14 protein-coding genes and 1 pseudogene are annotated in these 19,955 nt (G+C 64.0%); 5 read left to right on the top strand and 10 right to left on the bottom strand.

Annotation, left to right across the window (positions count from 1 at the left end):
• Positions 1–90 precede the first annotated feature (90 nt).
• From IVB19_RS40830 to IVB19_RS33445, 10 genes and pseudogenes are all read right to left on the bottom strand, one after another.
• Positions 91–1,944: pseudogene (locus IVB19_RS40830) on the bottom strand (PAS-domain containing protein); the annotation flags it as partial.
• A 144-nt stretch (positions 1,945–2,088) separates the two neighbouring features.
• Positions 2,089–3,372 carry a glycerate kinase type-2 family protein gene (locus IVB19_RS33485; protein ID WP_018458478.1) on the bottom strand — a complete coding sequence of 428 codons (1,284 nt, stop codon included), beginning with the start codon at positions 3,370–3,372 and terminating at the stop codon, positions 2,089–2,091.
• A 193-nt stretch (positions 3,373–3,565) separates the two neighbouring features.
• Complete coding sequence (locus IVB19_RS33480; RefSeq protein ID WP_018458479.1) at positions 3,566–4,795, bottom strand: ABC transporter substrate-binding protein; 1,230 nt, start codon at positions 4,793–4,795, stop codon at positions 3,566–3,568.
• Positions 4,796–5,034: 239 nt separating this feature from the next.
• The gene (locus tag IVB19_RS33475) at positions 5,035–6,261 is read right to left on the bottom strand and encodes an ABC transporter substrate-binding protein (RefSeq protein WP_247820775.1); all 1,227 of its coding nucleotides are present in this window, start codon (positions 6,259–6,261) and stop codon (positions 5,035–5,037) included.
• A gap of 121 nt (positions 6,262–6,382) precedes the next feature.
• Positions 6,383–7,618: an ABC transporter substrate-binding protein gene (locus IVB19_RS33470; protein ID WP_247491031.1), complete on the bottom strand. Its 1,236-nt coding sequence runs from the start codon at positions 7,616–7,618 to the stop codon at positions 6,383–6,385.
• A 31-nt stretch (positions 7,619–7,649) separates the two neighbouring features.
• Positions 7,650–8,666 carry a branched-chain amino acid ABC transporter permease gene (locus IVB19_RS33465; RefSeq protein ID WP_026233593.1) on the bottom strand — a complete coding sequence of 339 codons (1,017 nt, stop codon included), beginning with the start codon at positions 8,664–8,666 and terminating at the stop codon, positions 7,650–7,652.
• Between the two features lie 2 nt (positions 8,667–8,668).
• Positions 8,669–9,547, bottom strand: a complete 879-nt coding sequence (locus tag IVB19_RS33460) for a branched-chain amino acid ABC transporter permease (RefSeq protein WP_007599708.1) — start codon at positions 9,545–9,547, stop codon at positions 8,669–8,671.
• Positions 9,548–9,559: 12 nt separating this feature from the next.
• Positions 9,560–10,273 (bottom strand): ABC transporter ATP-binding protein, encoded by a 714-nt coding sequence (locus IVB19_RS33455; protein ID WP_007599709.1) that lies wholly within the window; start codon positions 10,271–10,273, stop codon positions 9,560–9,562.
• Complete coding sequence (locus IVB19_RS33450; RefSeq protein ID WP_007599710.1) at positions 10,270–11,067, bottom strand: ABC transporter ATP-binding protein; 798 nt, start codon at positions 11,065–11,067, stop codon at positions 10,270–10,272. The genes IVB19_RS33455 and IVB19_RS33450 overlap by 4 nt, the downstream gene beginning before the upstream one ends.
• 66 nt (positions 11,068–11,133) lie before the next feature.
• Positions 11,134–12,000, bottom strand: coding sequence for an IclR family transcriptional regulator (locus IVB19_RS33445; RefSeq protein WP_018458483.1), 867 nt, complete (start codon positions 11,998–12,000; stop codon positions 11,134–11,136).
• Between the two features lie 127 nt (positions 12,001–12,127).
• Here IVB19_RS33445 and IVB19_RS33440 point away from each other — a divergent pair, with 127 nt between their 5' ends.
• From IVB19_RS33440 to pimD, 5 genes are all read left to right on the top strand, one after another.
• Positions 12,128–14,224, top strand: a complete 2,097-nt coding sequence (locus tag IVB19_RS33440; RefSeq protein WP_247294167.1) for a 3-hydroxyacyl-CoA dehydrogenase NAD-binding domain-containing protein — start codon at positions 12,128–12,130, stop codon at positions 14,222–14,224.
• Positions 14,225–14,441: 217 nt separating this feature from the next.
• Positions 14,442–16,136 (top strand): dicarboxylate--CoA ligase PimA, encoded by a 1,695-nt coding sequence (pimA, locus tag IVB19_RS33435; RefSeq protein ID WP_018454714.1) that lies wholly within the window; start codon positions 14,442–14,444, stop codon positions 16,134–16,136.
• Positions 16,133–17,320, top strand: a complete 1,188-nt coding sequence (locus IVB19_RS33430; protein ID WP_247294166.1) for an acetyl-CoA C-acyltransferase — start codon at positions 16,133–16,135, stop codon at positions 17,318–17,320. The genes pimA and IVB19_RS33430 overlap by 4 nt, the downstream gene beginning before the upstream one ends.
• A gap of 155 nt (positions 17,321–17,475) precedes the next feature.
• Positions 17,476–18,666, top strand: a complete 1,191-nt coding sequence (gene pimC / locus IVB19_RS33425) for a pimeloyl-CoA dehydrogenase large subunit (RefSeq protein ID WP_018454712.1) — start codon at positions 17,476–17,478, stop codon at positions 18,664–18,666.
• Positions 18,667–18,798: 132 nt separating this feature from the next.
• Positions 18,799–19,941, top strand: a complete 1,143-nt coding sequence (gene pimD / locus IVB19_RS33420; protein ID WP_018454711.1) for a pimeloyl-CoA dehydrogenase small subunit — start codon at positions 18,799–18,801, stop codon at positions 19,939–19,941.
• The last annotated feature ends 14 nt before the right edge of the window (positions 19,942–19,955 follow it).

Raw genomic sequence — 19,955 nt, 5'->3', positions numbered from 1 at the left:
GAAATGGCGCTCGATTTCCTCGGCGGGCAACGGAGGGCTGAACAAATAGCCCTGCATTTCCGTGCAGCCCTCCGCTGCGATCCGGTCCCGTTGCTCCTCGCTCTCCACCCCCTCCGCCGTCGTCGTCATGCCCATCCCGCGCGCCAGTGCCGCCACCGCCCGCACGATGCTGAGGGATGCCGCATTGTTTTCCACGCCGCTGACGAAAGACCGGTCGATCTTGATCTTGTCGAAGGGGAAGCATTGCAGATAGGTCAGTGACGAATAGCCGGTGCCGAAATCGTCCATGGCGACCTTGATGCCCAGCGCCCGGAGCTGGTGCAGCGTCGTCAGCGTTCCGTTCCTGTCCTGCAGAAACACGCTTTCCGTGATCTCGATCTCCAGCCGCCGCGGATCGAGGCCGGAGGCCGCCAGCGCGCCGACGATCACCTCCGTCAGGCCCGGCTGGCGGAATTGCACCGCCGAGATGTTGACGGCGACGTGCAGATGGTCCGGCCATCGGCTTGCAGTGCCACAGGCCTGCCGGATCACCCATTCGCCGATCGGCACGATCAGGCCGATCTCTTCCGCAAGCGGGATAAAGCTGTTGGGCGCGACCAGTCCGCGCCGGGGATGTCGCCAGCGGATCAAGGCTTCGAAGCCGCTGATCTCGCCGCCGTCGGTCTTCACGACCGGCTGGTAGTGCAGTTCGAACTGGCCGGCGGCAAGGCCGTTGCGCAGGTCCTGCTCCAGCCCGCGACGGCTTTGCGCTTCTTCGCCCATGGCCGGTTCGAAGAAGCAGTGCATGCCGCGGCCGTCGCTTTTCGCGCGATACAGGGCCAGATCGGCATTGTGCAGGAGTTGCTCGGGCGTCGAGCCGTCGCCAGGCGCAATCGCGATCCCGATGCTCGCGCCCGCAATGGTCTGGTGTCCGTCGAGCCCGAACGGAGCACTCAGCGTCCTGACAACGTCGCGCGCCAGCAGGTCCGCCTCGCTCGAATCGGAAATCGGCGTCTGGAGGATCACGAATTCATCGCCACCCATGCGCGCGACCGTATCGCTGTCGCGCGCGAGCTGCTTGAGGCGGCGGCTGACATCCTGCAGCAGGATGTCGCCGGCCTGGTGGCCCAGGGTGTCGTTGACGGCCTTGAACTTGTCGAGATCGACGTGGTGGATCGCGAACATCCCGCCCTGTTCGAGCGCCTGCTTGAGGCGCTGACCGAGCAGGGCGCGATTGGCGAGGTCCGTCAGCGCGTCGTAGTGCGCCATATGCGCGATCTGCAATTCCGCCTTGCGCTGCTCGGTGATGTCTTCGTGGGTCGCGACCCACCTGAGATCGGGCATCGGTCGGTGCCTGATCTGAAGGTTCGCCCGTTCTGCATCTCGACGATGCTGTCCATGGCCTCGGCTGACATGGCGACATCGGTCCGCCATTTGGCGTATTCCTCCCGCGTCATCGCCGGCACGCTGCCGACCTCGTAGCGTAGGTCGAGGATCTCCTGGAGCGGCGTGCCCGGACGAACGCGGTCGGGCGGCAGGCCGTACATCTCGATAAAGTGCGTGTTGCAGACCACCAGCCGATGGTCGGCGCTGAAGAAGCAGAGTCCGTGCGACATGTTGTTGATCGCGATGTCGAACTGAAAATTGCGCTCCTGCAACCGCCGACTGAGCTCTTCGCGCTCTGTAATGTCCTCGTGCGTCGCCATGCCGCCGCCGTCGGGCAGGGGATGAATGGTGTAGGCGATGATTCGTCCGTCGGCGAATTGCTGGACCGTCTGCTCACTGACGACCGAACCCTCGGTGCGGGCACGGACATAGGCGCCGACTTCTCCGCCGATGCTCAGGCCCAGTTTGAGCCGATGCTCGATCAGGTCCTTGATCGGCGTGCCCGGGTGCACCTGGTCGGGCGAGAGCGCGTACATCTCGCGGTAGATCAGCCCGACAATTCGCCCAATTTCGGGACATGTTCCTGAAACTGCGGCGAACGCGAGGTTAAGGGCGGCGATGCCCGCCCCCTGGAAAAGAGGACACCGACGAGAATTCAGAGATCGTTAACCATGTCGTCCGCCGAACCGCGCGGGGCGCCGGCGGGATGGCGATGCCACCGTGTCAGTCGACCAGGATTACCCTGATGTCGTTCACATTGGTCAGCGTGGGCCCCGGCAGCAACAGGTCGCCCGTCGCCTCGAAGAACGTGGTCGCGTCGTTGTTGTCGAGATAGGCCTGCGGCTGCAGCCGCTGCGCCGCCATCTTCGCGAACGTCGCCGCGTCGATCAGCGCGCCGGCGGGATCAGTGGGATTGCCGGCACCGCCATCGGCGCCGTCGGTGTCGCCGGCGAGCGCGGAGATGTCAGGCGTGTCCTTCAAGAGGCCGGCGAGCGCCAGCGCGTATTCCTGGTTCGGGCCGCCGCGGCCATTGCCGCGCACGGTGACCGTGAGCTCGCCGCCGGAGAGGATCGCGACACGCTTGCCCTGCGCGCGGGCCTGAAGCGCCAGCCTGGCGTGATCGGCGGCAACGTCGCGGGCCTCCCCTTCGAGGTCGGCGCCGAGATCGATCGTCTCGTAACCGGCCTCATGCGCGAGTTTGACCGCAGCGTCGAGCGATTGCTTCGGACGTGCGATCAATTCGAAATGCGCGCGCGCGAAGGCGGCATCACCGGGCTTGCAGCTCTCGTTGGCGGGGTCGTCCAGCGCGCGGCGGACGGCATCGTCGATGTCGAGCTTGTACCTGGCGACGATGGCGCGCGCATCATTGAGCGTGGTCGGATCGGGCACGGTCGGACCGGAGGCGATTGCGGAGGGATCGTCATGCGGCACGTCGGAAATCGCAAGCGTCACGATCTCGGCGGCATTTTTGCCGGCGCGCGCCAGCCGCCCGCCCTTGATCCGCGACAGATGCTTGCGCACGACATTCATCTCGCCGATCGGCGCGCCGGAGCGGAGCAGCGCCTTGTTGACCGCCTGCTTCTGCCCGAAGCTGATGCCGTTGACGGGCGCGATCCAGTTCGCCGAGCCGCCGCCGGTGAGCAGCACCAAGAGCAGATCGTCCGGCCCGGCCTCGGCCGCGAGCGCCAGCGTGTCGGCCGCGCCCTTCAGGCCGGCTTCGTCGGGCACGGGATGACCGGCCTCGACCACGCGGATGCGGCGCGTCGGCACGCCGTAGCCGTGACGCGTGGTGGCGATGCCGACGAGGCGTTCCGGTGCGAGCCCGAGCGTGTCGAGATAATGCCGCTCGGCGGCGGCGGCCATCGCGGCCGCGCCCTTGCCGGCGGCGAGACAGATCACGCGTCCCTTTGGCGCGGGCCGCAGGTGCGGCGCCAGAATTGTGCTCGGATGAGCGGCGGCAACGGCGGCGTCGTAGAGCGCGCGGAGCAGGGGGCGTCGGTCGGTCATGACGAAGGGCCTTGAGCGGACAGGAAAGACTGGCGGCGAACGCGCCGCTCACCTGCCTACCGCATCATGCGCCAAAGCGTAAGCCGGCTTTGCCATCATTCGATTGTGCAATCGCGTGATCATAATCGCCGCGCAAGCAAAAACCCCCTGCGATGGTTCGCAGGGGGTTTCCGTCGTCGCGTCCTTGATGGGGCTAACCGCCGACGTCGGCGCTGATCACGTCTCCGAACAGCTCAAACTTCTCGCCTTTGAACTTCTCGAGTTGAAGCTGGCTGATCGGCGCGAAATCGGTCGGCGAGGTGTTGATCTTCACGCCCGGCAGCAGGGCCTCGGTGCGGAAGTCCTTCAGATTCGCCGCTTGCTTCATGACGTTCTCGCGCGTGAGATCGTCACCGCACTGCTTCAAGACCTGAACCAGGGTCTGGGCCACGGCATAGCCGACGATCGTGCCCTTATCGAGCTTGTCGCCCTCGGGGAAGTATTTGGTCATGAAGGCGAGAAAGTCCTTCATGCCGGCATCATTGGCCCACTGCGGATCCGATACGTCCTTCAGATAATCGGCCGAGATGATGTCCTGGCCGTTCTCGAAGCCGGCAGGCTTCATCACGCTGCCGACGGAGGCAGAGACGTTGTTGAGGAAGTGCAGCGGCTTCCAGCCGATCTCGGCGTTCTTCTTGATCGCCTGGGCTGCGAATTTCGGCGTCGTGATGTTCATGAAGACGTCGGCGCCGGTCGACTTCAGCTTGACGATGTGGTTGTCGATGGTCGGTTCGGAGGTCTCGTAGCTCTCCTCCACGACGATCATCGACGCGGCTTTGGCGCCGAGGCCGTCCTTCAGGCCCTTGAGATAATCCTTGCCGTAATCATCGTTCTGGAACAGCACGGCGATCTTGGCGTCGGGCTTGTTCTTCAGCAGCCACTTCGCGTAGATCTGCGTCTCGCTCTGGTAGTTGGGCTGCCACCCCATGGTCCAGGGGAAGTTCTGCGGATCGTTCCACTTGGTGGCGCCGGTGGCGACGAAGAGCTGCGGCACCTTCTTCGAGTTCATGTATTTGTGGATCGCCGAGTTCGGCGGCGTGCCGAGCGAGTTGAAGATGAACAGCACCTCGTCGCTCTCGACCAGCTTGCGCGCCTGCTCCACCGTTTTCGGCGGCGAGTAGGCGTCGTCGTAGCTGATGAAGTTGATCTTGCGACCGTTGATGCCGCCTTCGTCGTTGATCTTCTTGAAATAGGCGGCTTCGGTCCGTCCGATGATGCCGTAGGCGGAGGCCGGTCCGCTGTAAGGCATGATGTTGCCGACCTTGATCTCGGTATCGGTCGCGCCGGTGTCGTATTTCTTCTGGGCCGATGCAGTGGAGGCCGAGGCCGCAATGAGCGCGAGCGCCAGTGACGCGGCCGCAAGTTTGCCGGTGACAGCGGGCATTCCTATCTCCCTATTTTCTTGGTGTGTGTGCGTCCCTTTTCTTGTGTTGCCTGTTTTTGGTGACGCAGCCGCAATTCAATACGATTTACCTGATGCCTACAACAGAAAGCCCCTGCGGCGGGGTCGCGGGGGCTGCTTCTTTAGTAGTCAGGGGCGGCCGCGCGCTCGTGTGCGACTGCGAGAAGAGGCATCCGCTTGAGTTGATGAACCGATCAGGAGCGAGTTTGAGTTGCGCGGCTTCAGTGGTCGAGCTCGCTCGAGATCACGTCCCCGAACAGCTCCCACTTCTTGCCCTTGAAGCGCATCATCTGGAGCTGCTCGATCGGGGCGAAATCGTCGGCTGCGGTGTTGATCTTGATGCCTGGCAACAGCGTGTCGGGCTGGAAATCCTTCAAGGAGGCGGCCTGCTTCATGACGTTGTCGCGGGTGAGGTCGTCACCGCAGATTTGCAGCACCTTCACCATGGTCTGCGCGGCGGCATAGCCGAACACCACGCCGGCATCGAGCTTGTTGGCCTTGGGATCGTATTTGGCGAGGAAGTTGTAGAATTTCTTCATGCCGTCATCGGCATTCCATTGCGGGTCGGAGGCGTCCTTGGTGTAGCTCGCCGACAGGATCCCTTGCGAGATCTCGAGCCCCGCCGGCTCGAGTACGCCGCCGACCGAGGCCGAGACGTTGGAGATGATGTGGACCGGATGCCAGCCGATCTCGGCCGCCTTCTTGATCGCCTGCGCTGCAAATTTCGGGGTGGTGATGCTGACGAAAATGTCGGCGCCGGAGGCCTTCAATTTCACAACGTGCTCGTCGATTGCCGGCTCCGACGTGTCGTAACCGTCTTCCAGCACGATCATCGAGGCCTTGGGTCCAAGGCCATCCTTCAGCCCTTTCAGGTAGTCCTTGCCGAAATCGTCGTTCTGATAGAGCACGCCGATCTTGCCGTCCGGCTTCTCCTTCATGATGTATTTGGCGTAGATGCGCGCCTCGCTGGCGTAGCTCGGCTGCCAGCCCATGGTCCAGGGATATTGCTTCGGATCGTTCCACTTCGAAGCGCCGCTCGCCACGAACAATTGCGGCACCTTCTTCTCGTTCATGTATTTGCGGATGGCGCCGTTGGTGGAGGTGCCGAGCGAGCCGAAGATCAGCAGCACCCCGTCGCTCTCGACCAGCTTGCGGGCCTGCTCCACCGTCTTCGGCGGCGAATAGCCGTCGTCGTAGGAGATGAACTTGATCTTGCGGCCGCCGATGCCGCCCTCGGCATTGATCTTGTTGAAATAGGCTTCCTCGGCCTTGCCGATCGCCGCATAGGCGGAGGCCGGGCCGCTATAGGGCATGATGTTGCCGATTTTGATCTCGGTATCGGAAGCGCCGCTGTCGTATTTCTTCTGCGCCAGGACCGGGCCGCTCATCGCAGTGCACAACGCGAATGCGGCCAGAACGCCCGCAACCTGAAATCGAACGGCAGTCATCTTTCTCCACCCGGAACGGATCGCCGCCGCATTGAACAAGATTGATGCGGGACGTCAACAAAAAGCCCCCGCGATTCGTTCGCGGGGGCTTCTCGATGTGTCGGACTATAGCGTCAGAGCGTCACTCCGTGGCGATGTCGCCGCTGATGATCTCGCCGAAGAGTTCCCACTTCTCGCCCTTGAAACGCTGCATCTGGAGCTGGGCGATCGGGGCGAAGTCGGTTGGGCTGGTGTTGATCTTGACGCCGGGCAGCAGGGTATCCGGTGCGAAATCCTTCAACGAGGCCGCCTGCTTCATGATGTTGGCCCGGGTCAGATCGTCGCCGCACATCTCCAGGACCTTGGCCAGCGTCGACGCCGCGCCGTAGCCGTAGACCATGCTGGTGTCGGACTTGTCGGCACCCGGCATGTACTTGTCGACGAACTCGTTCCACTTCTTCATGCCGGGGTCGTTGGCCCACTGCGGGTCCGTGGAGTCCTTGGCATAGGCCGCCGACAGCACGCCCTGCGAGGCCTCGAAGCCGGCCGGCTTCATCACGCTGCCGACCGAGATCGACACGTTGGTGAGGATCTGCAGCGGCTTCCAGCTCAGCTCGGCGGTCTTCTTGATGGTCTGGGCCGCGAACTTCGGCGTCGCGTAGATCAGCAGGACGTCGGGATTGGCCGCCTTGATCTTGACGATGTGACCGTCGATCGAGGGTTCGGACACCTCGTAGCTTTCTTCCATGATGATCATGGACGCGCCCTTGGCGCCCAGGCCGTCCTTGGTGCCCTTGAGGTAGTCTTTGCCGAAATCGTCGTTCTGATAGAGGATCGCGATCTTGACGTCCGGCTTTTCCTTCAACAGCCATTTCGCGTAGATCTGCGCTTCGCTCTGGTAGGACGGCTGCCAGCCCATGGTCCAGGGGAAGTTCTTCGGGTCATTCCACTTGGTGGCGCCGGTGGCGACGAACAGCTGCGGGATCTTCTTGGCGTTGAGGTATTTCTGGATCGCGCTGTTCGAGGGCGTGCCGAGCGGGTTGAACACGACGATCACCTCGTCGCTCTCGACCAGCTTGCGGACCTGCTCGACGGCCTTCGGCGGCGAATAGCCGTCGTCATAGGTGACGAAGTTGATCTTGCGGCCGTTGATGCCGCCCTTGTCGTTGATCATCTTGAAGTAGGCTTCTTCGGTCTTGCCGATGATGCCATAGGCCGAGGCCGGACCGCTATACGGCATGATGTTGCCGATCTTGATCTCGGTATCGGACGCGCCGGTGTCATATTTTTTCTGGGCGAATGCGGCGCCGGAGGTGAGAGTGATGACCGCCGTTGCCGTCACCAGCGCAGCGGTTCGCAGTGTTCTTTCAAAAAACAATTCGGGTCTCCTTAGCTTAATCAACGGGTTGTCAGTTCTTTCTGAGCCGGCCGACGAGTTGCTGGCCCATGATCGCAATCTGCCTCGCGCCGTGCGGCACGAGGTAGATGACGGCGAACAGGAGTACGCCGAACACCGCGCCGGAGAGGCCCTTGGAGATGCCCTCCGCCATGTTCGGCACGAAAATGATGAAGGCGGCGCCGACGAACGAGCCGGGCAGCCAGCCGACGCCACCGACGACCATGCCGAGGAACAGCGAGATCGCCAGCGTGATCGTGTAGCTGTCGGGCGCGACGAACTGCACGGCGATGGCGCCAAGCGAGCCGGCAACGCCGGTGATGCCGGCGGACACGCCGAAGGCCAGCGTCTTGTACAGTGCGACGTTGACGCCCATCGAGGAGGCCGCGATCTCGTTGTCGCGGATCGCCATGAAGGCGCGGCCCGACCGGGAGCGCAGCAGGTTGACCGAGAAGATGTAGATCGCGAGCACGACGGCGAGCGAGAAGTAGTAGAGCCAGGTGTCCTGCGACATAGGCAGCCCGAACGGCGCGTCGGGCTTGGTGACGACGAGGCCCTGCACGCCGCCGGTCCAGTGCTCGAGGAAGTTCAGCTTCAGCAGCTGCGGCATCGCGGTGGCAAGCGCAAAGGTCGCGAGCGCGAGATAGACGCCCGACAGCCGCAGCGCCGGCTTGCCGAACAGGTAGCCGAATGCGAAGCAGACCGCGGCGGAAATCGGAATTGTCAGCGCATAGTTGACGTTGAAGTACTCCATCAGCACCGCCGACGTATAAGCGCCCACGGCGTAGAAGGCGCTCTGGCCGAGCGAGAACTGGCCGGAGCCGCCCGTCAGGATGTTCAAGGCCAGCACCGCGAGCCCGTAGATCAGGAGCATCGTCATCTGGAAGATGATGAAGTTCTTGACGAACACCGGCACGATCAACAGCACCGCCAGCACCAACAGAGAGGTGCCCGTGCCCAGCGTCATCGCCCGCTTCGGAACCGCCTCGACGGCCGGGGCTTCCGTGACGACGTCTTCTGCAGCGCTCATGATCAAACTCGCTTGACGATTTGCCGGCCGAACAGGCCAGCGGGTTTGACGACCAGGACGGAAATGATCAGCGCGAGCGCGATCGGAAGCTTCAGCTCGTTGCCGACGCCGGGAATGTAGGTGCCGGCGAGGTTCTCGAAGACGCCGACCAGGAAGCCGCCGACCACGGCGCCGAACGGGCTGGTCAGTCCGCCGAGCACCGCCGCGGCGAAGCCGTAGATCAGCACGCCGCCCATCATATTGGGCTCGAGGAACACGACCGGTGCGATCAGCATGCCGGCGATCGCACCGATCGCGGACGCCATGCCCCAGCCGAGCGCGATCATCCAGCTCGTGTTGATGCCGACCAGTCGGGCCGATTCAGGCACGGAGGCGGCCGCGCGCATGGCGAGGCCGATCTTGGTGTACTGGAAGAAGAAGTAGAGGCCGAGCAGCAGCAGCACGGTGACGCCGATCATGCCGGCCTGGTGGGTCGAGATCAGCTGGCTGCCGAGGAAGGGCGAGGAGCCGAACGGGGTCGGATACTGCTTAATGGTGAAGTCCCAGATCAGGCCGGCCGAGGAGTTGATGATCGCGAACAGCGCGATAAAGCCGGCGACGTTGGTCAGCACCGGCGCCTTGGCGAGCGGCTTGAACAGGATGCGCTCGATCGCGATGCCGCCGACAAAGGACAATGCCAGCGTGATCACGAAGGCAGCCCAATATGGGATGCCCCATTGCATCAGCTGCCAGGAGATGAAGGTCGAGAACATCGCCATCTCACCCTGGGCGAAGTTGAGATGGTCGATCGCCTGATAGATCATGACCACGGCGAGCGCCATGCAGGCGTAGATCGCGCCCGTGGCGATGCCGGCCAGCACTTGGTTGGTGAACAGCTCCATCGTGCCGGCTCCTCAGTAACCCAGGTAGGATTTGCGGATTTCTTCGTTGTTCGCGATGTCCTTGGCGTTGCCCGACATCACGATGCGCCCGGTCTCGATCACATAGGCCTGGTCGGCGAGCTCCAGCGCGAGCTGGGCGTTCTGCTCGACCACCAGGATCGACACCTTGTCCTCGCGGTTGATCTTGCCGAGGATGCCGAACAGGTCGCGCACCACCAGCGGCGCCAGGCCGAACGAAGGCTCGTCCAGCAGCATCAGCCGCGGCCGCAGCATCAGGGCGCGGGCGACCGCCAGCATCTGCTGCTCGCCGCCCGAGAGCGTGCCGGCCTGTTGGGTATGCCGCTGCTTCAGCACCGGGAAATGCGCATACATGCGCTCGATGTCGGAGACGATGCCGGCGCTGTCCTTGCGGGTGATCGCGCCGAGCTGGAGGTTTTCCTCCACCGTCATGGTGGTGAAGGTGCCGCGGCCCTGCGGCACATGGGCGATGCCGAACCGCACGATGCTCTCGGTGGAGCGGTTGTTCAGCGGCTTGCCGTCGAACTCGATGCCGCCGGTTGAGCGCACCATGTTGCAGATCGCGCGCAGCGTGGTGGTCTTGCCGGCGCCGTTGGCCCCCAGCAACGTGGTCAGCGATCCCTCGCTGAGCGAGAAGGACAGACCGTGGAGGGCCTGGACCTGGCCGTAATAAGCGCGCAGGTCCTTGACGTTGAGCAGCGTCGTCATTGGTCCTTGCTCCCGAGATAGGCCTTGATGACGTCGGGATCCGCCTGCACCTGGGCGGGCGTGCCTTCCGCGAGCTTCTTGCCGAAATTCAGCGCGACGACGTGGTCGGCGATCGACATCACGAGGCCCATGTGATGCTCGACCAGCAGCACGGTCATGTGGCGTTCGTCGCGGATGCGGCGGATGAGGTCGCCGAGCACGTAGACTTCCTCGTGGTTGAGGCCGCCGGCGGGCTCGTCGAGCAGCAGGATCTTCGGATCGGCAGCGAGCGCGCGCGCCAGCTCGACGCGCTTCTGCGTGCCGAACGGCAGGCCCGACACGACGGTGTGGGCGACGTCCTCGAGGTCGAGATAGGCGAGGATCTCGTGCACCTTCTTGTTGACGTCGCTCTCGCTGCGGCGAACCCAGGCCAGCCGCAGCGAGTCGCTGATGATGTCGCTGGAGGTGCGGGCATGGGTGCCGACGCGGACATTGTCCATCACCGACAAATTCGGAAACAGCGCCACGTTCTGGAAGGTGCGGCCGATGCCGATCTCCGCGATCCGGTGCGGCGGGCGCGTCAGGATGCTCGCGCCCTCCATCAGGATGTCGCCGGACGACGGCTGGTAGAGCCGCGAGAGGCAGTTGAAGAGCGTGGTCTTGCCGGCGCCGTTAGGGCCGATCAAGCCGAGGATCTGGCCCTTGTGCATGTCAAAGGACACACCATTGAGCGCGACGATGCCGCCGAACACGACGCTGACGTCGCGAACCGCGAGCAGGGGCGATGTCCCCTGCGCGAGCTGTGCCTGCGTCATCTCGTCTCGCCCACTGTGTTCAGTGAGCGAAGGGGCGATGTGAACCGCTCCCGATGATGACAAAGGCTATCTGATCCCCTCGGCCACACGCGCAACTTTCCCTCCTGATTTCAGCTTTTTGCTGACGTCTTTTTTGGAATGCGGCATCAGACCCCCGAGTGCCGCTTCGATGTTCCTTACCATCGCAAGCAGACGCGGTCCAATGTCGTTGATCAAACGCTCTTCCGTGAAGCGGAATGCGGGCGCGCCGCAATTGAATGCGTAAGGACCGGTTCCGTCGTTGAGTCTGAGCGCGACGCCGGCGGCGCCGATGTCGTCGTGCCAGTCGCCGACCGAAATCGCAAATCCATATTTCGCGACCGTCTCGCCGGAGCGTTCCAACCCGTCGCGCATCTTGGGCCAGCGGCTGCCGTAATGTTCGCGCAAGACACGAGACAGTTCAGCGCGATTGTCTTCGTCGAGTGCCCAGAAATAGGCGCGGCCCATCGCGCTGGTTGCAATCGGCACGCGGGAGCCGACGTCCAGTTGAACGCCAACCGTCTCGCTGCCACGGCTCTGTCCGAAATAGATCATGCTGTGCCGGTCGCGGCCGCCGATGGCGACGGCGCCGCCGGTCGCACGCATCATTTCCTCGCGAAACGGCTCGGACAAATGCCGAACGCCGAGATTGGACAACGCGGCGTAGCCGAGCGCCATCGCGGCCGGCGCAAGCTGATATTTCTCGAAGCGGGGAACCGGCGTCAGATAGCCGAGCTTGGTCAAGGTATAGGTCAGCCGCGAAACGGTCGGCTTGGGCAAATTGGTGCGGGCCGCGATTTCCTGATTGCCAAGAAGTCCGTCGCTGGGCTGGAATGCGCGCAATACGTCAAGTCCGCGGGAAAGCGCGACGACGAAATTCCGATCGGTCGCTGTCTTCTTTCCTGTACGCTTCATCCCTGATCTGCTTCTTGCGCGGAGTCGTTGACAAGCCACGTGCTTCAAAATAACCCTGCCGTCAAGATGCGGAATTAAATTCTGCAGTGCGAAATTGAACAAAGTTACCCCACCAAGGAGGGACACCGTGAGCGAAGTGGTCAAGCTTGAGCGTCATGACGAAGTCGGGATCGTCACGGTCGACAGCCCTCCGGTCAACGCGCTGAGCGCCGCGGTTCGTGGCGGAATTCTGGAGTGCATCAAGGCCGCGGTCGCCGATCCCGCCATCAAGGGCATCGTGCTGACCTGTGCCGGCCGCACCTTCATCGCGGGCGCCGACATCACCGAATTCGGCAAGCCGCCGAAGCCGCCCGCCCTTAACGACGTGCTTTCCGAGATCGAGAATTCACCGAAGCCGGTCGTGGCCGCGATCCACGGCACCGCGCTCGGCGGTGGCCTCGAGGTCGCGCTCGCCTGTCATTTCCGCGTCGCGGTGAAGGAAGCCAAGCTCGGCCTCCCCGAGGTGAAGCTCGGCCTGCTGCCGGGCGCCGGCGGCACCCAGCGCCTGCCGCGCGCGGTTGGACCGGAGCTCGCGGTCAAGATGATCGTCGGCGGTGATCCGATCGGAGCGGCGGAAGCGCTGAAGAACGGTCTGATCGAGGAGATCGTCGAGGGTCCGGCCGCCGGTGGCGAAGCCTTCGTACGAAAGCTGCTGGCTGAAAAGCGTCCGCTGCGCCGCCTGCGTGACGACGACTCCAAGATCGCGGCGGCCAAGGCCGACCGCTCGATCTTCACCAATGCGGTCGCCGCCATGACCAAGAAGTCGCGCGGCCTGGAAGCGCCGTTCGCGGCGGCCGACGCCGTCGGCTACGCCATCGACCTGCCGTTCGACGAAGGTCTGAAGAAGGAGCGCGAGGGCTTCCTGAAGCTCGTCGCCAGCGATCAGTCCAAGGCGCAGCGTTATGCCTTCTTCGCGGAGCGCGAGGCCAGCAAGATCGCCGGCGTTCCTGAAGGGACCAAGCCGCGGCCCGTGAACCGCGTCGCCATCCTCGGCGCCGGCACGATGGGCGGTGGCATCGCGATGTCCTTTGCCAATGCCGGCATTCCCGTCACCCTGATCGAGACAGGCGAGGAGCAGCTCAAGCGCGGCATGGGCATCATGCAGAAGAACTGGGAAGCGACCGCGGCACGGGGCGGCATCCCGGCGGATGCGCCCGCGAAGCGCATGGCGCTGATCAACGGCGTCGTGGGCATCGAGAACGTCGGCGACGCCGACCTCGTCATCGAAGCCGTGTTCGAGACCATGGCAGTGAAAAAGGAAGTGTTCGGCAAGCTCGACCAGTACGTCAAGCCGGGCGCCGTGCTCGCCTCCAACACCTCCTACCTGAACATCGACGAGATCGCGAAGTCGACCAAGCGTCCGCAGGACGTGCTCGGCATGCACTTCTTCTCTCCCGCCAACGTCATGAAATTGTGCGAGATCGTGCGCGCCGACAAGACCGCGCCGGATGCCCTTGTGACGGCGGTCTCGATCGCGCGCAAAATCGCAAAAGTGCCGGCCGTGGTCGGCGTCTGCGACGGCTTTGTCGGCAACCGCATGCTGGCCCAGCGCGGCAAGCAGTCCGAGAAACTGCTGTTCGAAGGCGCGCTTCCGCAGCAGGTCGACGCCGTCGTGACGAAGTTCGGCATGCCGATGGGGCCGTTCGCGATGGGTGACCTCGCCGGCCTCGACATCGGCTGGCGCTCGCGCAAGGACCGCGGCATCAAGTCGGAGATCGCGGATGCGCTCTGCGAAGCCGGACGCTTCGGCCAGAAGACCGGCAAGGGCTATTACAAATACGAAGCCGGCTCCCGTTCGGCGCTGCCCGATCCCGAAGTCGAGAAGCTGATCGACGAGACGCTGCTTCGTTTGGGCCGCAAGAAGCGCGTCGTCAGCGACGATGAGATCCTCGAGCGCATGATGTACCCGATGATCAACGAGGGCGCGAAGATCCTGGAAGAGGGCATTGCCGCGCGCCCGTCCGATATCGACGTGGTCTGGCTCTATGGCTATGGCTGGCCGATCTACCGCGGCGGCCCGATGTTCTGGGCCGACACCGTCGGCCTCAAGCACATCGCCGATCGGCTCTCCTTCTACGCCAAGGAGACCAACGATCCGAGCCTCGAGCCCGCGCCGCTGCTGAAGAAGCTCGCGGCCGAAGGCAAGACCTTCGCCTCGCTCGCGGCGGGCTCGAAAGCGGCGTGATTGGATTGGCGGTGGCTGTGATGTCTCGTCCCGGGCAACGCTCTCTCCGTTCCCTCCCCCGTTGTGGGGGAGGGTCAGGGACGGGGGCAGGCCCGGGCGCCGGCGTTTGTGGCCACCTCCTTCCCCAACCTTTCCCCACAAGGGGGAAGGGAGCCGGTCCGCTTGTGCCCACCTCACACGGTATCGTCGCGGCCGCCTTGCAGAGTAACGACCCCTAATGACCCATCCCGGCGAACAGTTTTATCCCGAGGGCGTGCGCTGGGACGACACCATCGTCCAGGGCACGCTGCCTGATCTGCTGGCAAAAGCCGCCGCCGAGTACGGCCCGCGCACCGCGCTGGAATTCCGCGACCATCCGATTACCTACAGCGAACTCGCCGCGATGGCTGAGCGCGCAGCCGCCGCCTTCCTGCGCGCCGGCTACGGCAAGAACAGTTCGGTCGCGCTGTTCCTCGGCAATACGCCGGACCATCCCGTCAATTTCTTCGGCGCGCTGAAGGCCGGCGCCCGCGTCGCGCATCTCTCACCGCTCGACGGCGAGATCGCGCTGACGCACAAGGTCTCCGATTCCGGTTCGCGCCTGCTCGTCACCTCTAACCTGGCGGCGTTGCTGCCGACCGCGCTGAAATTCCTGGAGAAGGGCCTGATCGACCGCCTGGTGGTCTGCGAGGACGATAATTGGGGTAAGGTCGGCACGCCGCAGGCTGCGATCCCCAGCGATCCCCGCATCGTCACCTTCAAGGCCTTTGTCGAGGGCGCCACCGCGCCGGCAGAGTGGCCGCAAGTGAGCGCCGACGATGTCGCGCTGCTGCAATATACCGGTGGCACCACCGGCTTGCCCAAAGGCGCGATGCTGACCCACGGCAATCTCACCTCGGCCGTGTCGATCTACGACGTCTGGGGCAAGCCGTCGCGCGCGACGCGTGGCGACGTCGTCGAGCGCGTGATCTGCGTGCTGCCGCTGTTCCACATCTATGCGCTCACCGTCGTGCTGCTGTCCTCGCTCAGGCGCGGCAATCTGATCTCGCTGCATCAGCGTTTTGACGTCGAAGCGGTGATGCGCGACATCGAAATCAAGCGCGCAACCTACTTTCCCGGCGTGCCGACGATGTGGATCGCGATCGCAGCCCTTCCCGATCTCGACAAGCGCGATTTCTCCTCGCTGGCGACGATCGGCTCCGGGGGCGCGCCGCTGCCGGTGGAGATCGCGAGTTTCTTCGAGCGCAAAGTCGGCAAGAAGCTCCGCAGCGGCTGGGGCATGACCGAGACCTGCTCGCCCGGCACCGGCCATCCGCCTACAGGTCCCGATAAGCCCGGCTCGATCGGCCTGATGCTGCCCGGCATCGAGCTCGACGTCGTTTCCCTGGACGATCCCTCGAAGGTGCTGCCGCCGGGCGAAGTCGGCGAGATTCGCATCAAGGGCCCGAACGTCACCAAAGGCTACTGGAATAAGCCCGAAGGATCCGCGGAGGCCTTCGTCGACGGCCGCTTCCTCACCGGCGACATCGGCTATGTCGATACCGACGGCTATTTCTTCCTGGTCGACCGCAAGAAGGACATGATCATCTCTGGCGGCTTCAACGTCTATCCGCAGATGATCGAGCAGGCGATCTATACCATACCAGGCGTGCACGAGGTGATCGTGCTCGGTATTCCCGACCAGTACCGCGGCGAGGCCGCCAAAGCCTTCATCAAGCTGAAGACGGATGCAAAGCCGTTCTCGCTCGACGAGCTGCGCGCTCAGCTCGCCGGCAAGCTCGGCAAGCACGAATTGCCGGCGGAGGTCGAATTCGTCCACGATCTGCCGCGCACGCCGGTCGGAAAGCTGTCGCGCCACGAATTGCGCCAGCGGCAGAAACCGTCACAATCCGCCCAACTTGCCACCCGACTTGCATCAGGAGATCGCGCTTGACCGACGCCGTCATCGTTTCCACCGCCCGCACCCCGATCGGGAAGGCCTATCGCGGCGCGCTCAACGCCACCGAGGGCGCAACGCTGCTCGGCCACGCCATCGGCGAGGCCGTCGCGCGCGCCAAGATCGACCCCAAGGAGGTCGAGGACGTCGTGATGGGCGCAGCACTCCAGCAGGGCGCGACCGGCGGCAACATCGCGCGCAAGGCGCTGCTCCGTGCCGGTCTCCCCGTCACCGTCGCCGGCACCACTATCGACCGGCAATGCGCCTCGGGCCTGCAGGCGATCGCGCTCGCCGCGCGTTCGGTGATCTTCGACGGTGTCGAGATCGCGGTCGGCGGTGGCGGCGAGTCCATCTCGCTGGTGCAGAACGACAAGATGAACGGCTTCCACGCGCAGGACCCGGCGCTGCTCGAGATCAAGGGCGAGGTCTACATGCCCATGATCGACACCGCCGAGATCGTCGCCAAGCGCTACGGCATCTCGCGCGAAAAGCAGGACGAATATTCGCTGGAGAGCCAGCGCCGCACCGCCGCGGCGCAGCAGGGCGGAAAGTTCAAGGATGAGCTCGCGCCGATCACCACCAGGATGGCGGTGACCGACAAGGCCACCGGTGCAGTCTCGTTCAAGGACGTCACGCTGTCGCAGGACGAGGGCCCGCGCCCCGAGACCACCGCAGAAGGCCTCGCCGGCCTCAAGGCCGTCCGTGGCGAGGGATTTTCGGTCACCGCCGGCAATGCCAGCCAGCTTTCGGACGGCGCCAGCGCGAGCGTGATCATGAGCGACAAGGAAGCGGCAAAGCGCGGGCTGAACCCGCTCGGCATCTTCCGCGGCTTCGTCTCCGCCGGCTGCGAGCCGGACGAGATGGGCATCGGCCCGGTATTCGCCGTGCCGCGCCTGCTCAAGCGTCATGGCCTGACCGTCGACGACATCGGCCTGTGGGAGCTGAACGAAGCTTTCGCGGTGCAGGTGCTGTATTGCCGCGACAAGCTCGGCATCGACCCCGACAAGATCAATGTCGACGGCGGCGCGATCGCGGTGGGCCATCCCTACGGCATGTCGGGCGCGCGCCTCACCGGCCACGCTCTGATTGAAGGCCGCCGCCGCAAGGCGAAGTACGCGGTCGTCACCATGTGCGTCGGCGGCGGCATGGGCGCGGCGGGGCTTTTCGAGGTGTTGCAGTAGCCGTCGTCCAGTAACCGTCGTCCCGGCGAAAGCCGGGACCCATACTCCGCAGCAGGAGTGTGGCACGCGAACAACAATGGCCTTCGCAAACCAACGAAGGCCGGTGGTTATGGGTCCCGGCCTTCGCCGGGACGACACATTCACAGGAGGATCCGATGGATCTCGCATTCACGAAAGAAGAGCAGGCGTTTCGCGAGGAAGTGCGGTCATTCTTCCGCGACAACGTGCCGCCGGATACGCGGCGCAAGCTGGTCGAGGGCCGCCACCTCTCGAAGGACGAGATGGTGACGTGGTGGCGCATCCTCAACAAGAAGGGCTGGGGCGTCAGCCACTGGCCCAAGCAATATGGCGGCACCGGCTGGACCTCCGTGCAGCACTATATCTTCAACGAGGAGCTGCAGTCCTATCCGGCGCCGCAGCCGCTCGCCTTCGGCGTCAGCATGGTGGGTCCCGTCATCTACACCTTCGGCAATGAAGAGCAGAAGAAGCAGTATCTGCCGCGCATCGCCAATGTCGACGACTGGTGGTGCCAGGGCTTCTCCGAGCCCGGCTCCGGCTCCGACCTCGCCTCGCTGAAGACGAAGGCCGAGCGCAAGGGCGACAAGTGGATCATCAACGGCCAGAAGACCTGGACCACGCTCGCCCAGCACGCCGACATGATCTTCTGCCTCTGCCGCACCGACCCGTCCGCCAAGAAGCAGATGGGCATCTCCTTCATCGTGTTCTCGATGAAGTCGAAGGGCGTCACGGTGCGCCCGATCCAGACCATCGACGGCGGCGCCGAGGTCAACGAGGTGTTCTTCGACGACGTCGAAGTGCCCATCGAGAACCTGATCGGCGAGGAGAACAAGGGCTGGGATTACGCGAAATTCCTGCTCGGCAATGAGCGCACCGGCATCGCGCGGGTCGGCGTCTCCAAGGAGCGGCTCCGCCGCATCCGCGATCTCGCCTCCAAGGTCGAATCCGGCGGCAAGCCGATCATTCAGGACGCGGCCTTCCGCGACAAGCTCGCGGCCTGCGAGATCGAGCTCAAGGCGCTCGAACTCACCCAGCTCCGCGTCGTCGCCGACGAAGGCAAGCACGGCAAAGGCAAGCCCAATCCGGCTTCCTCGGTGCTGAAGATCAAGGGCTCCGAGATCCAGCAGACCACCACCGAGCTGCTGATGGAGGTGATCGGCCCGTTCGCGGCACCCTATGACGTGCACGGCGACGACGGCTCGAACGAAGCCATGGACTGGACCGCCCAGATCGCGCCGAGCTATTTCAACAACCGCAAGGTCTCGATCTACGGCGGCTCCAACGAGATCCAGCGCAACATCATCGCCAAGGCGGTGCTGGGGCTTTGATCGTACACCATCAACACGCACTCACCGTCACGGCCGGGCCTGACCCGGCCATCCACGCCTAGCGCCACGAAAGAACGTGGATGCCCGGCATAAGGCCGGGCATGACGAAATCGATACCGGAGAGCAAAGAACATGGATTTTGATCTGAACGAGGAGCAGCGGCTTCTCAAGGAAAGCATCGACGGCCTCTTGACCGATTCCTACGATTTCGAGAGCCGCAAGAAGTACATGAAGGAGAAGGGCGGCTGGAGCAAAGCGGTCTGGGGCAAGCTCGCCGAGCAGGGCCTGCTCGGTCTGCCCTTCGCGGAGGCCGATGGCGGCTTCGGCGGCGGCGGCGTCGAGACCATGATCGTGATGGAGGCGCTCGGCAAGGCACTGGTGCTCGAGCCTTACCTCGCAACCGTCGTGATCGGCGGCGGCTTCCTGCGCCATGCGGGCAGCGATGCGCAGAAGGCCGCGCATGTGCCCGGCATCGTAGACGGCAGCAAGACGCTCGCCTTTGCCCAGCTCGAGAAGAACTCGCGCTACGATCTCTTCGACGTCACCACGACGGCGAAGAAGAAGGGCGACGGTTGGGTCATCGACGGCGAGAAGTTCGTCGTGCTCAACGGCGAGAATGCAGATACCCTCATCGTGACCGCGCGCACTAGGGGCGAGCGCCGCGACAAGAGCGGCATCGGCGTGTTCCTGGTGCCGGCCGACGCCAAGGGCGTCGCCAAGAAGTCGTACCCGACCCAGGACGGCCTGCACGCCGCCGACATCACCTTCACCGGCGTCGAAATCGGTGCCGATGCCGTGCTCGGCAATCCCGACGATTCGCTCACGCTGATCGAGCGTGTGGTCGACGAAGCTCGCATCGCGCTCTGCGCCGAAGCGGTCGGCCTGATGGACGAATCGCTCAAGACCACGGTCGAGTACATCAAGACGCGCAAGCAGTTCGGGGTGCCGATCGGCTCGTTCCAGTCGCTGCAGCACCGCGCCTCTGACATGTTCGTCGCCACCGAGCAGGCGCGATCGATGTCGATGTTCGCGACCATGGCGGGCGATTTCCAGGACGCCAAGGAGCGCAGCAACGCTATTGCCGCGGCCAAGGTGCAGATCGGCAAGTCGCTGAAGTTCGTGGGACAGCAGGCGATCCAGCTCCACGGCGGCATCGGCATGACCATGGAGGCGAAGATCGGCCATTACTTCAAGCGCCTGACCATGATCGAGAACTCGTTCGGCGACACCGACTACCACCAGCGCCGCGTGGCGGACGGTGGCGGGTTGATCTAGCTACAAGGTCGCTG

It is taken from the genome of Bradyrhizobium sp. 187 (assembly GCF_023101005.1).
Classification (GTDB): domain Bacteria; phylum Pseudomonadota; class Alphaproteobacteria; order Rhizobiales; family Xanthobacteraceae; genus Bradyrhizobium; species Bradyrhizobium canariense_D.
Note: the sequence above shows the minus strand (reverse complement) of the source record. Positions and strands in the feature narration are given on the sequence as shown.

Coding starts and splice junctions, on each gene's coding strand:
- IVB19_RS33485 (WP_018458478.1), bottom strand. CDS start 3,372: ATGACCGACCGACGCCCCCTGCTCCGCGCGCTCTACGACGCCGCCGTT.
- IVB19_RS33480 (WP_018458479.1), bottom strand. CDS start 4,795: ATGCCCGCTGTCACCGGCAAACTTGCGGCCGCGTCACTGGCGCTCGCG.
- IVB19_RS33475 (WP_247820775.1), bottom strand. CDS start 6,261: ATGACTGCCGTTCGATTTCAGGTTGCGGGCGTTCTGGCCGCATTCGCG.
- IVB19_RS33465 (WP_026233593.1), bottom strand. CDS start 8,666: ATGAGCGCTGCAGAAGACGTCGTCACGGAAGCCCCGGCCGTCGAGGCG.
- IVB19_RS33460 (WP_007599708.1), bottom strand. CDS start 9,547: ATGGAGCTGTTCACCAACCAAGTGCTGGCCGGCATCGCCACGGGCGCG.
- IVB19_RS33455 (WP_007599709.1), bottom strand. CDS start 10,273: ATGACGACGCTGCTCAACGTCAAGGACCTGCGCGCTTATTACGGCCAG.
- IVB19_RS33450 (WP_007599710.1), bottom strand. CDS start 11,067: ATGACGCAGGCACAGCTCGCGCAGGGGACATCGCCCCTGCTCGCGGTT.
- IVB19_RS33445 (WP_018458483.1), bottom strand. CDS start 12,000: ATGAAGCGTACAGGAAAGAAGACAGCGACCGATCGGAATTTCGTCGTC.
- pimA (WP_018454714.1), top strand. CDS start 14,442: ATGACCCATCCCGGCGAACAGTTTTATCCCGAGGGCGTGCGCTGGGAC.
- pimC (WP_018454712.1), top strand. CDS start 17,476: ATGGATCTCGCATTCACGAAAGAAGAGCAGGCGTTTCGCGAGGAAGTG.
- pimD (WP_018454711.1), top strand. CDS start 18,799: ATGGATTTTGATCTGAACGAGGAGCAGCGGCTTCTCAAGGAAAGCATC.